Here is a 13,262-nt window from a genome sequence, read left to right on the forward strand (position 1 = left end):
AAAAGGCCGCCCAAACAGGGCGGCCTTTTTTTGTTTTTATGGTTCGGGCGTCAAAAACAGCGTTTCGCTGACGCTCCCCGCTTGCGGTGGCGGGGAGTTTGGGGCAAACCCTCACCTCGCCTGAAGGGGTATAGCTCAGTTGGTAGAGCATCGGTCTCCAAAACCGAGGGTCGCGGGTTCGAGTCCTGCTGCCCCTGCCAGGCAAATTTCCGAAAATCAGAGCCTGGTGCACACCGCGTTCGCGGCGTGTGCGTATTCTTCTGTGCAATCCGCAAAATATTTGTCCCGCCGCGTCCAAGCGTAAACGAGGTGTGAACGATTTCCGGTGAATTGATCGGGTCCTGCGCCGTCAGGCGTATCCGTCAATTCCAGCCAGAAAGGCGCTCGCTTCATGCCTGCAAAATCCCGCACATCTGCTGCCCCCTCCATTGCGAAACTGATCGCGACAGAACTCGGCATAACTGAGCGCCAGGTTGAGACCGTGATCGAGCTGCTCGGGGAAGGTGCGACGGTGCCCTTCATCGCGCGTTACCGGAAGGAACGGACAGGCGGACTGGACGATACGCAATTGCGGAACCTTGCTGAGCGGCTGGACTACCTGACCGAGCTGGCCAAGCGCCGCGACACGATCCTCGATGCCATCCGCCAGCAGGACAAGCTGACGCCGGACCTTGAACGCGAGATCATGGCGGCGACGACGAAAGTCGCGCTGGAGGACCTCTACGCGCCCTATAAGCAGAAGCGCCGCACCAAAGCGACGATTGCGAAAGAGGCGGGCCTCGAACCGCTGGCAGAGCGTATCCTCGCCAATCCGGCCGTGGCGCTGGAAGCTGAAGCAAAAGGTTTCGTCTCCAAGAAGAAAGGGGTCGAAACCCCCGATGCGGCCCTGAACGGGGCCCGCGAGATCATCGTGGAGAAGATTGCAGAGACGCCGCGCCTGACCCGAAAGATTCGGGAGACGGTCTGGAAACAGGGCAAGCTCGGGTCGTCGCTGGTGAAGGGCAAGGAGGCCGAAGGCGCGAAGTTTTCCGACTATTTCGATTTCGATGAGCCGTTCGAGAAGATGCCATCCCACCGGGCATTGGCCATGCTGCGCGGGCAGAAGGAAGGTATCCTGCGTATCAAGGTGGATGTGCCCCACACCGATACGCGTCATCACCCGGCGGTGCGGGAGATCTGTTCGGAATTCGGTTTCGCCAAAAAGGGGCGCACAGCCGACGAATGGCTGATGGATACCGCGGAAGCAGCCTGGAAGAGCAAGCTTGAGCCGTCCAGCTCCCGGGAGTCCATCAACAGGCTGAAGGATTCGGCGGATAGCGAAGCCATCCGCGTGTTCTCCCGCAACATGAAAGACCTGCTGATGGCGGCGCCAGCCGGGCATAAGGTCGTCATGGGGATCGATCCGGGCATTCGTACGGGCTGCAAGGTGGCCGTCGTGGATTCGACCGGCAAGCTGATCGACACGGCGACCATCTATCCGCATGAGCCAAGGAAGGACTGGGCCGGCGCCCTGACGACGCTGGCGAAGCTCTGCAAGAAGCACAATGTAGAACTCGTCAGTGTCGGGAACGGAACGGCAGGGCGCGAGACAGACAAGCTGGTCGCGGACCTGTCGGACAAGATGCCCGATCTTGAGCTGACGCGCCTGATGGTGTCGGAGGCCGGGGCGTCTGTCTATTCTGCGTCCGAATTAGCGGCGAAGGAATTCCCTGACCTGGATGTCAGCATTCGCGGGGCGGTTTCCATCGCCCGGCGCCTGCAGGACCCGCTGGCCGAACTGGTCAAGATCGAACCGAAAGCCATTGGTGTCGGGCAGTACCAGCACGATGTGGACCAGGGCCAGCTCGCCAAGTCGCTGAATGGCGTGGTGGAAGACTGCGTGAACGCGGTCGGCGTGGATGTGAATACCGCATCGGCATCGCTGCTCTCTCGCGTGGCGGGTCTCAACGCGACCATCGCGGAAAACATCGTTGCCTATCGGGACAAGAATGGGCCGTTCACGTCGCGTAGTCAGTTGAAGAAAGTGCCGCGGCTTGGCCCGAAGGCGTTTGAACAGGCCGCCGGCTTCCTGCGCATCATGGACGGCAAAAATCCGCTGGACGCCTCAGCGGTTCACCCGGAAGCCTATCCGGTTGTTGAACGCATCGCGAAACAAACCGGGCGGAAAGTGGCCGCGCTGATTGGCGACAAGACTTTCCTTTCAAAGCTGAAGGCGGAGGATTTCGCCGATGACACGTTCGGTGTGCCGACCGTGCAAGACATTCTCAGCGAGCTTGAAAAGCCGGGGCGTGACCCGCGCCCGGAATTCAAGACCGCCACCTTCAAGGATGGCATCGACACGATGAATGACCTGAAGCCGGGCATGCGGCTGGAAGGGGTTGTGACCAATGTGACCGCATTCGGGGCGTTCGTGGACATCGGGGTGCACCAGGATGGCCTGGTTCATATCTCCGAACTGGCCGACACGTTCGTGAAGGATCCCCATTCGGTGGTGAAGACGGGGCAGGTCGTGAATGTGGTCGTTCTGGAAGTGGATGTTTCCCGCAAGCGGATCGGCCTCAGCATGAAGCGGCAGGGTGCGCGCCCGGCAGCGAAGCCGGACATGGCCTCCAAAGCGCCGGACCGTAAACCGTCCGACAGTCCATTCGGTGTGCTGGCCTCCCTTCGGTAAGGGTGGACGCCGCCCGGCCCATGCGGCCTAATGACCTCCATATCGGGAGGCACAGTTGAACGGTTCGGCAGATCTGGACGGCGAGTACGACTACATCATTGTGGGCGCAGGCTCAGCTGGCTGCGTTGTGGCCAACCGGCTCTCTGAATCCGGTAAGCGGCGTGTACTGCTGCTGGAAGCGGGCGGACGGGACAACTGGATCTGGTTCCACATTCCGGTGGGATATTTGTTTGCCATCGGGAATCCGCGATCCGACTGGATGTTCGAGACGGTAACGGAGCCTGGCCTCAACGGCAGGAAACTGAACTATCCGCGTGGAAAGGTGCTGGGCGGCTCGTCTGCCATTAACGCCATGATCTCCATGCGCGGACAGGCGGCGGATTATGACCATTGGAAAAGTCTCGGCCTGCCGGGCTGGGGCTGGGAGGATGTCCTGCCGGTGTTCCGCCGGATTGAAGATCACTTCCTGGGCGAGAGCGAAGCGCACGGCACAGGTGGTGAGTGGCGCGTCGAGGCGCCCCGCGTGCGCTGGGGCATTCTGGATGCCGTTCGCGAGGCGGCTCGGGAGATGGGCGTTGAGCCGGTTGATGATTTCAATACCGGGAATAACGAAGGCTCCTCCTATTTTCATGTGAACCAGAAGAAGGGCCTGCGCTGGTCTGCGGCACGAGGGTTCCTGAAGCCAGCTCTGGCGCGGCAGAACCTGCGTGTCGAGACGGGGTGCCTGACGGACAGACTGGTTCTGGAAGATGGGCGGGCCGTGGCAGTTGATTTCCTTCAGGATGGCCAGCGTCGGCGGGCGCACTGCAAGGGGGAGGTCGTCCTCTGTGCTGGCGCAATCGGGTCGGTGCAAATTCTTCAACGCTCCGGTATCGGGCCGGGGGAGGTATTGAAGGAGGCGGGCATTGCGGTGCAGGTTGACCGGCCGGGCGTTGGCCGGAACCTGCAGGACCATTTGCAGCAGCGCGCGATTTACAGGGTCTCCGGCGCGCGGACGCTGAATGAGACCTATCACAATCTTTTCAGGCGAGGGCTGATGGGGCTGGACTATGCGTTGCGCCGGCGGGGTCCGCTCACCATGGCGCCGTCGCAACTGGGCATTTTTATGCGCTCAGACCCTGACCAGACGCGGGCGAATATCGAATTCCACGTCCAGCCGCTGTCGCTCGACAAATTTGGCGACCCGTTGCACCGGTTTCCGGCCATCACGGTGAGCGCCTGCAACTTGCGGCCAACCTCGAGGGGAGAGGTCCGGATTTCTTCGGCCGATCCTGCAGCGAAGCCCGTTATCGCGCCAAGTTATCTGTCTACTGAGGAGGACCGGAAGGTCGCGGCGGACGCTATTCGGGTCACGCGGAGACTTATGCGCCAGGCGGCGATGGCGCCGTTTGATCCGGAGGAATTCCTGCCCGGTCCGGCTGTCGGCGATGACGATGCGGCGCTGGCGCAGGCGGCTGGAGACATCGGAACGACGATATTTCATCCCGTCGGTACGGCCCGGATGGGGCGTCAGGATGATCCGATGGCCGTGGTGGACAAGGATTTGCGTGTCGCAGGCGTGGAGGGCCTCCGCGTGATCGATGCATCCGTTATGCCCACGATCACGTCCGGCAATACAAATACGCCGACAATCATGATTGCAGACAAGGTCGCCCGGGAGATGACGGCATGAGCGAGTCAGAACGACCCTGGTGGCGCGGCGCCGTCCTGTACCAGATCTATCCGCGGTCCTATCTCGATACCAATGGGGATGGCATAGGCGATCTGCCGGGGATTACGCAGAAGCTGGATTATATCGCCTCGCTCGGCGTGGATGGCATCTGGATCTCTCCTTTCTTCGCGTCGCCGATGAAGGATTTCGGCTATGATGTCTCAGACTATTGTGCCGTCGATCCGATCTTCGGCGCGCTGGAAGACTTTGACCAGCTTCTGGACCGTGCGCATGGATATGGGCTGAAGGTGATTATCGATCAGGTCTACGCTCACACATCGGATGAACATGCCTGGTTCACGGAATCCCGCCAGAGCCGGAATAATCCGAAGGCGGACTGGTATGTGTGGCAGGATCCGAAACCGGACGGGACACCGCCGAATAATTGGCAGGCCGTATTCGGCGGCGCCGCGTGGACATGGGATGCCCGGCGCCAGCAATATTTCTTGCATAATTTTCTACCCGAACAGCCGCAGCTGAATGTGCACAATCCGGACGTTCAGGACGCCTTGCTGGCGACAGCGCGTTTCTGGCTGGACCGGGGCGTGGACGGCTTCCGGCTGGATGCGATCAACTTCGCCATGCACGACAGGGCCTTCCGCGACAATCCGCCGTGGGATCCGGCGGGCAGAACGATCTCCCGTCCGTTTGATCTGCAACGGCGGGAGTTTAATCAGTCCCAGCCGGAGGTTCCGGAATTCCTGAAGCGCGTTCGCGAACTGACAGACGAATACGGTGACCGCTACACCGTTGCCGAAGTCGCGAGTGACAACCCCTTGCCGACAATGCGGTCTTATACTCAGGGGGATGACCGGCTGACCGCAGCCTACAGTTTCGATTTCCTGTATGCGCAGACATTGACGGCCAAACGCGTTCGCAGGTCGCAAGGCAACTGGACCGGATCACTGGAAGAGGGATGGCCGTCTTGGGAGTTTTCGAACCATGACGCGCCGCGCTGCGTCAGCCGATGGTATGATGGGCCGGACAGGCCCCGGTTTGCGAAACTCACAAACGCGCTGCTGCTTTGCCTGCGGGGAAATCCGATCCTGTATCAGGGGGAGGAGCTGGGCCTGACGCAGGTGGATGTGCCGTTCGAGGCGCTGCAGGACCCGGAAGCCATCGCGAACTGGCCGCGGACGCTGGGGCGCGACGGCGCGCGGACGCCGATGCCCTGGGAAGAAGGTGCCCCGAATGCAGGTTTCTCGCAGGCCAAACCCTGGTTGCCGGTGGGCGCGGACCATCCCCGCCTGTCGGTTGGTGTGCAGGAGGAAGACCGGGAATCTGTCTTGAACTTCACGCGAAGATTACTGGATATCCGCAAGGGGAGCCCGGCCCTGAAATGGGGGGATGTCTCTTTTGTCGAAAGTCCGGAGCCGTTGCTCATCATGGTCCGCTCCTCCGACACTGAAACGGTGACCTGTCTCTTCAATCTCGGTGCTTCTTCCGTCGAGATTCCGGAAGCGGTTCAATTGGACGGCACCGTTCTGATTCAGTCCGAAGGGCTGGAGACGCCGCTGGGCAGGGATTTGCCGCCATATTCATTCGTGATCCTGAGGCGCTGACCCATCAGGCGAGTTCTGCTTGTCATGACGGTCCGCCGTCCGCTAATAGAAAAGACAACGTTGTAATTTTTCCCGACATGAATTCAGAGAGGTTCTGATTGGTCCCGCAAATATCGCTTCGCTGCAAGAAACTGCGTGACTTCATCGGGGGTGATTGCGTGCAAATCTACTGAAAGATTGGGCGAATGAGGGATCGTGGGAGAAACCTCGCACCAAAATTTCTCAGCGCTTCCGGAATGCACTAACAAGAATACCGAACATCCGCGTGAAAGGAGCGCGACATGGCCAAATTCATACCGGTCGATCCCTTCGACATCGTTATTTTCGGGGGAACGGGTGACCTGTCCCGCCGGAAGCTCCTGCCGGCGCTCTTCCACAGGTGGCTCGACGGCCAGATTCCCGAGAATAGTGCCATCGTCGGAACGGCCCGGTCCGATCTCGACGACAAGGCCTATCGTGCAATGGCGCGTGACGCATGTGAGAAGGCCACAGGTGAAAACTGGGACGACAAGGAATGGAAAAAGTTCGAGAAGCTGATCCATTACGTCTCGATTGACGCGACCAGCGCCAAAGCCGACTGGCCGACGCTGAAATCCAAACTGACCATGGATGGTGAGCGGGCCTGCGTTTTCTATCTGGCGACCGCGCCCAGCCTGTATGTCGCCATCTGCAACGCGCTCGGCCGGGAAGGTCTGGCGGAAGGGAACACCCGCGTTGTGCTTGAGAAGCCGATCGGGACGGATCTCGAATCGGCCCGGGCGATCAATGATGGGGTCGGCGCCGTATTCTCCGAACGCCAAGTGTTCCGCATCGACCATTATCTTGGCAAGGAAACGGTCCAGAATCTGATGGTTTTGCGGTTCGGCAATATCCTGTTCGAGCCGCTCTGGTCACGAAACTATATCGATCACGTCCAGATCACGGTCGCGGAAGACCTCGGCCTGGAGGGACGTGCCGACTACTATGACCGCTCCGGTGCTTTGCGTGACATGGTGCAGAACCATATGCTGCAGCTGCTTTGCCTCACGGCGATGGAACCGCCGAACCAGCTGGAGGATGATGACGTCCGCACAGAGAAGATCAAGGTGCTCAATGCGCTGATGCCGATTCACGGAGAAGCTGCGAAAAAGCAAACTGTGCGTGGCCAGTACAAGGCGGGCATGAAGGGGGGAGAAGCTGTCCGGGGCTATGCGGATGAGCTATCCGGCGAAGACAAGAGCGATACCGAGACCTTTGTTGCGATCAAGGCCGGGATCGACAATTGGCGGTGGGCCGGCGTGCCGTTTTATTTGCGCACCGGCAAGCGGATGTCTCACCGTCATTCCGATATTGTGATCCAGTTCAAGAAAACGCCGCATTCCCTGTTTGGCGAAGGTAATGATATGGCGAACAGGCTGGTGATCCGCCTGCAGCCGGACGAAGGTGTGCGCCTGTTCGTGCAGATCAAGGAGCCCGGACCCGGCGGCCTGCGCGTCAAGTCCATGCCGCTGAACCTTTCTTATGCGGAGAGTTTCACGGTGCGCTATCCAGATGCCTATGAGCGCCTGCTGATGGATGTGGTGCGCGGCAACCTGTCCCTGTTCATGCGCAAGGATGAAGTTGAAGCTGCCTGGGCGTGGGTCGACTCTCTCATCGAGGCCTGGGAGCAGGCCGGCGATGCACCAGAGCCGTATCCGGCTGGGAGCGATGGCCCACTGGCCGCGGCCATGCTGATGGACCGTGACGACCGGGCCTGGTGGGAAGGATTGTAGACGGATGAAGCATGAGCTGACCCGCTTCGACACGCGCGATGCCGCGCTGGATTTCGCCGCTAGATTTGTTGCTGGCGGGCTTGAGCGTGCCATCACTGACCGGGGGCGTGCAGATTTCATGACGTCCGGCGGTTCTACGCCGGGGCCGTTGTTTGACCGGCTTTCGGATTGGGACCTGCCATGGGAATGCGTGAGTGTCGGTCTGGTGGATGAACGCTGGGTGCCGCTGAACCACGATTTTTCCAATGAGGCGCTGGTTCGGACGCGTCTGCTGAAGGGGCGTGCGGGGGCGGCAGGGCTCATCCCGATGAAGACCAGCGCAGCCGAGCCCGGCGAAGTGGTGGCAGACAGAAACGCAGCTTATGCACCGCATTGCGCGCCGGCAGATGTGCTGCTGCTCGGAATGGGCGGCGACGGACACACGGCGAGCTGGTTTCCCGGGTCCAAAGGACTGGAGGCCGCGCTGGCGCCCGCGAACGATGAAACAATTGCAGCGATTGATGCAACCGGTTGCCCCGGTGCGGGGTTGAATACTCAGCGGCTGACACTAACCGGACCGGCGGTCACGTCCGCGCGCATGGCGTTGATGTTGCTGTTCGGTGATGAGAAGCTGGACATTCTGGAGCGCGCGCTCGTGTCAGACCCGCTCGACATGCCGGTCCGTTACGCCATCGATAAACTCGGTCCGCGTCTCACAATCATATGGGCACCCTAGATGACCAAACTGCACCCGAAAATCGCCGAAGTGACAGAACGCATTCGTCTGAGATCTGCAGAGCCACGCGCAGCCTATCTTGAAATGATCCGTTCACGGCGCCCGAAAGGGTTTGCCCGCCAGCGGCTCACAGAAGGAAACCTGGCGCACGCATCGGCCGGGTGCGCCGTGATAGAAAAGACCCATCTTCTCGGCGCTGGCTGGCCGAACATCGGTATCATCACAGCCTATAATGATATGCTGTCGGCGCATGCGCCGTTCGAGCACTATCCGGAACTCATCCGCGAAGGCGCGCGCGAAGTGAATGCCGTGGCCCAGGTGGCTGGCGGTGTTCCGGCGATGTGCGATGGGGTCACGCAAGGCCAGCAGGGAATGGAGCTGTCGCTGTTTTCGCGGGATGTCATCGCGATGGCATCTGCGGTGGGCCTCAGCCATGATGTCTTCGACGCGGCCCTGCATCTCGGGGTCTGTGACAAGATCGTTCCCGGTCTTGTCATTGCGGCGCTGCGCTTTGGCTGGATACCGTCCATATTCGTCCCGGCCGGACCGATGCCGTCAGGCCTTCCGAATCCCGAAAAGATCCGTATCCGGCAGTTGTTCGCCGAAGGCAAGGTGGATCGCAGCGCATTGCTGGAAGCGGAGGCGGAAAGCTACCACGCGCAGGGCACCTGCACATTCTACGGAACGGCCAACTCCAATCAGATGCTGATGGAGGTCATGGGTTTCCACCTTCCGGGCGCGGCGTTCACCAATCCCGGCACGCCGCTTCGTACGGCGCTGACAAAGGCTGCTGCGCACCGTGCGGCCGAGATCACGGCGCAGGGAGATAATTATTTGCCCGCGGGCGAAATCATAGATGAGCGCTCCATCGTCAACGGCATCGTCGGGCTGATGGCGACCGGCGGGTCCACCAATCATGCGCTCCACATCCCGGCCATGGCCGCTGCGGCCGGCCTTGTCGTGACGCTGGAGGACTTTGAAGATATCAGCCACGTCACGCCCTTGCTGACCCGGATCTATCCGAATGGCCCCGCAGACGTGAATCATTTCCACGCGGCGGGTGGCATGGGGTTCATTGTACGTGAACTCCTTGGGGCGGGTCTGCTCAATGGTGACGCACAAGGCGTGGCAGGGCCAATCTCTGATTACTCTCATGAGCCGTTCCTGGATGGTGACAAGGTGGCGTGGCGCCCGGCACCGGAGGAAAGCGGCGACCTGGAGATCATCCGGCCTGCCAGCGATCCATTTTCTTCTGATGGGGGGCTTCGATTGATGACGGGTCCGCTGGGGCGTGGGGTTTCCAAGGTCTCTGCCGTCAAACCGGAGAAACGGGTGCTCGAGGCGCCGGCCATGGTATTCGAATCCCAGGAGGCTCTGAAGGAAGCGTTCGAGGCGGGCCGCCTGGATCGCGACTTTGTCGCTGTTGTCCGCTTTCAGGGGCCGGCGGCAAACGGCATGCCGGAACTTCATAGTCTGACGCCGCCTCTGGGGGTCTTGCAGGACAGGGGATTCAAGGTGGCACTGGTGACAGATGGCCGAATGTCAGGGGCCAGCGGCAAGGTGCCGTCGGCAATTCATGTCAGCCCGGAAGCCGCGCGCGGCGGCCCGCTCGCGCGCGTCCGTGATGGCGACATGATCGTTTTCGATGCGGAAAACGGAACGCTCGATATCAAAGTCGACCCGTCAGAATTTGCGGCACGTGAACCGGCCGAGTTCCGGCCGAATACGTCCTCGGTTGGGTTGGGCCGCGAGATGTTTTCCTATTTCCGCCAGATGAGCGGAACTGCGGATACGGGTGCAAGCCAGTTCGATTTCGTTGCCGAGGGGGACTGATCGTTGAGTGAAGATGTTTTGGTGGGAGATGTCGGCGGAACACATGTCCGCTTTGCCATCGCCCGCCGGCAGGACGGCAGGATTGTCGCCGATAATTTCGAGAAATTTGCGGGCGATGATTTCGCCCGGTTTGACGACGTGTTGCGTGCCTATCTGGACCGGACACATGCGCGTGTCGGCCAGGCTTGTTTCGCCATGGCGGGCCCTGTGCAGCACGGCAGCGTGACGCTTACCAATCGCGGCTGGCATGTTTCCGAACAGGAATTGCAGGCCGGGTTCGGCTTCGACGACGTTCGTCTCATCAATGATTTCACGGCGATGGCGCGCGCGGTACCCGAGTTCGAACACTGCAGTTTCGAATCGATCCTGCCGGGAGAACCGGAACCGGAAGCCCCAAAGATTGTTGCAGGGCCGGGAACCGGGTTCGGGGTCGCGACGCTGTTCCATGACTGCGGCAACTGGCATGTGCTGACCGGAGAGGGCGGACACATCGCCTTTGCCCCCCGCACAGACCTTGAATGGCAATTGAACAAGATCCTGCTTCAGAAATTCGGATACGTGTCGAACGAACTTGTGTCGTCCGGCACGGGACTGGCGCCGGTGCATGAAGCTTTCTGCGAAATATATGACCGTCCGGTTGAGGATCTGTCGCCTGCCGAAATGCGGAAGCGCGCAGATGAAGGCGATCAGATGTTCTACCAGCTCATCCTCATTCGCGCCTGTACGGTGATGGGCGCTGTGGGCGATCTCACGCTGGCCAATGGCGCATTGGGCGGCGTCGTGCTGGCGGGCGGCGTGACGGAACGGATTGTCGATTTCCTCAAAACGCCCGAAGCCATTGAACGCTTTCGAGAGCGCGGACCAATGAGCGGTTTTCTCGAGAAATGCCCGGTCGTGCTAATGCATGATCCGGAAGCGCCGTTGATCGGCGCGGCGGCCTACTACGATCAGGAGCTACGGACATGACCTTCTCCCTCACGGAGCTGAAGCGCGCGGCCGCCAAGGCACCGGTTGTGCCGGTACTTGTGATCGGATCCGTGGAACAGGCCGCGCCGCTGGCGAAGGCGCTGCAGGATGGCGGTTTGACCATCGCGGAAGTGACGCTCCGGACGCCGGCGGGGATTGAGGCGATTGCGGCGATGAAGGCGGCGGTGCCGGAGCTGCTGGTCGGCGCTGGAACGGTGCTGACGGGAGAGGATGTGCGCAATTCGGTGGAGGCGGGGGCGGACTTCCTGGTCTCGCCGGGGATGAGCCCCGGGCTGCTGAACGCGCTGGGCAAGTATAAGCCGTTGATGATTCCAGGCGTGGCGACCGCCAGCGAGGCGATGTGCCGCCACGAGGAAGGCTTTGAAATGCTGAAGCTTTTTCCAGCCAGCGTGGCCGGCGGCATACCGGCGCTGAAGGCGCTGGCCGGGCCATTACCGCATCTTCAGTTCATGCCGACGGGCGGTATCGGTGCCGGCGAAGCCAATGATTACCTAGCCTTGCCGAACGTTCTGGCGGTTGGCGGATCATGGATCGCGACGCGGGCTGACGTCGATTCCGGCGACTGGGCAGGCATCTCGCGCAAGGCCAGGGAGGCACTTAGCGCGATCAGCTCATGACGATACCGGACCAGGCCGGACTTATGTGGACTGTCAGATGACTATGAGCGACCGAAAACGCGCTCGAAAATCGTGTCGACCTGCTTGAAGTGATAGTCGAGGTCAAAGAGGTCCTCGAGCTGTTCCTTCGTCAGTTTCGCCATCACTTCCTCATCCTTCTGGAGCAGGTCCAGAAGCGGGCCTTCGCCGCCCCAGGTCTTCATCGCATTGCGCTGGACCATCCGGTAGGAATCTTCCCGGCTGTTACCGGCTTCGACGAGGGCCAGCAGGATGCGCTGCGAATTGTGCAGGCCGCCCATGGAGTTCAGCGTCTTCAGCATCCGCTCCGGATAGACGACGAGATTTTCCACGACCCCGGCCAGGCGGTGCAGGGCAAAGTCGAGGTGGACGGTGGCGTCCGGGCCGATGCCGCGTTCGACGGAGGAGTGCGAGATATCGCGTTCATGCCAGAGGGCAACGTTTTCGAGGGCCGGCGTCACGGCGGAGCGCACGAGGCGGGCAAGGCCGGTCAGGTTCTCGGTCAGCACCGGGTTGCGCTTGTGCGGCATGGCCGAGGAGCCTTTCTGGCCAGCCGAGAAGTATTCTTCGGCTTCCAGCACTTCCGTGCGCTGAAGGTGGCGCACTTCCGTGGCAAGGCGTTCGACGGAAGACGCAATCACGCCCAGCACGGCGAAGTACATGGCGTGACGGTCGCGCGGGATGACCTGCGTCGAGACGGGCTCGATGGCGAGGCCCAGCTTCTCGGCAACGTGGGCTTCGATTTTCGGGTCGATATTGGCGAAGGTGCCGACCGCGCCGGAAATGGCGCAGGTGGCGACTTCTTCCCTGGCGATCAGCAGGCGCGTGCGGGCCCGCTGGAATTCGGCATGGAAGGTGGCCAGCTTGACGCCGAACGTGGTCGGTTCGGCATGGATGCCATGGCTGCGCCCGATGGTCGGGGTCAGCTTGTGTTCGAAGGCCCGCTTTTCGAGGGCCGCGAGCACGCGGTCGATTCCGGTCAGCAACAGGTCAGCGGCGCGCACCATCTGCACGTTCAGGCAGGTGTCGAGCACGTCGGATGAGGTCATGCCGAGGTGCAGGAAGCGGGCAGGTTCACCGACATGTTCGGCGACATTGGTCAGGAACGCGATGACGTCGTGTTTCACTTCCCGTTCGATCTCGTCGATCCGGTCCACTTCGAACGCGGCCTTCTCGCGGACGGCGGCTGTGGTGCCTTCCGGGATGATGCCGAGATTTTCCATGGCTTCGGCGGCGAGGGTCTCGATTTCGAGCCAGATACCGAAGCGGGATTCAGGTGACCAGATGGCCGCCATTTCGGGACGGGTATAACGGGGGATCATGCGCGCATTCCTGCTAGTTCCGGCCTGTTTGTACGGGCCTGCTTGTTCGCGCCCCTAATACGCCGAACCGCCTGG

General features: G+C 61.0%; 9 protein-coding genes and 1 tRNA gene. 9 read left to right on the forward strand and 1 reads right to left on the reverse strand.

The window, feature by feature from the left end:
• The first annotated feature begins 124 nt into the window (after nt 1-124).
• The 9 genes from HAD_RS12150 (at nt 125) to eda (ending at nt 11,847) form a co-directional block, all read left to right on the forward strand.
• Nucleotides 125-200: transfer RNA gene (locus HAD_RS12150), tRNA-Trp, on the forward strand.
• A 191-nt stretch (nt 201-391) separates the two neighbouring features.
• Nucleotides 392-2,671: a Tex family protein gene (locus HAD_RS12155; RefSeq protein WP_035572199.1), complete on the forward strand. Its 2,280-nt coding sequence runs from the start codon at nt 392-394 to the stop codon at nt 2,669-2,671.
• 55 nt (nt 2,672-2,726) lie between these two features.
• A complete protein-coding gene (locus HAD_RS12160) occupies nt 2,727-4,343 on the forward strand; it encodes a GMC family oxidoreductase (RefSeq protein ID WP_035572200.1) in 1,617 nt (538 codons plus the stop codon).
• Nucleotides 4,340-5,944: an alpha-amylase family glycosyl hydrolase gene (locus HAD_RS12165; protein WP_035572202.1), complete on the forward strand. Its 1,605-nt coding sequence runs from the start codon at nt 4,340-4,342 to the stop codon at nt 5,942-5,944. The genes HAD_RS12160 and HAD_RS12165 overlap by 4 nt, the downstream gene beginning before the upstream one ends.
• Before the next feature lie 281 nt (nt 5,945-6,225).
• Complete coding sequence (zwf, locus tag HAD_RS12170; RefSeq protein ID WP_035572204.1) at nt 6,226-7,695, forward strand: glucose-6-phosphate dehydrogenase; 1,470 nt, start codon at nt 6,226-6,228, stop codon at nt 7,693-7,695.
• A 4-nt stretch (nt 7,696-7,699) separates the two neighbouring features.
• The gene (gene pgl / locus HAD_RS12175) at nt 7,700-8,410 is read left to right on the forward strand and encodes a 6-phosphogluconolactonase (RefSeq protein ID WP_035572208.1); all 711 of its coding nucleotides are present in this window, start codon (nt 7,700-7,702) and stop codon (nt 8,408-8,410) included.
• On the forward strand, nt 8,411-10,243 hold the full coding sequence (edd, locus tag HAD_RS12180; RefSeq protein ID WP_035572211.1) for a phosphogluconate dehydratase: 1,833 nt from the start codon (nt 8,411-8,413) through the stop codon (nt 10,241-10,243).
• Nucleotides 10,244-10,246: 3 nt separating this feature from the next.
• Nucleotides 10,247-11,209, forward strand: coding sequence for a glucokinase (locus HAD_RS12185; protein WP_035572214.1), 963 nt, complete (start codon nt 10,247-10,249; stop codon nt 11,207-11,209).
• On the forward strand, nt 11,206-11,847 hold the full coding sequence (gene eda, locus HAD_RS12190; RefSeq protein ID WP_051596262.1) for a bifunctional 4-hydroxy-2-oxoglutarate aldolase/2-dehydro-3-deoxy-phosphogluconate aldolase: 642 nt from the start codon (nt 11,206-11,208) through the stop codon (nt 11,845-11,847). The genes HAD_RS12185 and eda overlap by 4 nt, the downstream gene beginning before the upstream one ends.
• A 41-nt stretch (nt 11,848-11,888) precedes the next feature.
• Here eda and purB read toward each other — a convergent pair whose 3' ends face one another.
• Nucleotides 11,889-13,187, reverse strand: coding sequence for an adenylosuccinate lyase (purB, locus tag HAD_RS12195; RefSeq protein WP_035572216.1), 1,299 nt, complete (start codon nt 13,185-13,187; stop codon nt 11,889-11,891).
• Between the last annotated feature and the right edge of the window lie 75 nt (nt 13,188-13,262).

Source organism: Hyphomonas adhaerens MHS-3 (assembly GCF_000685235.1).
GTDB lineage: Bacteria > Pseudomonadota > Alphaproteobacteria > Caulobacterales > Hyphomonadaceae > Hyphomonas > Hyphomonas adhaerens.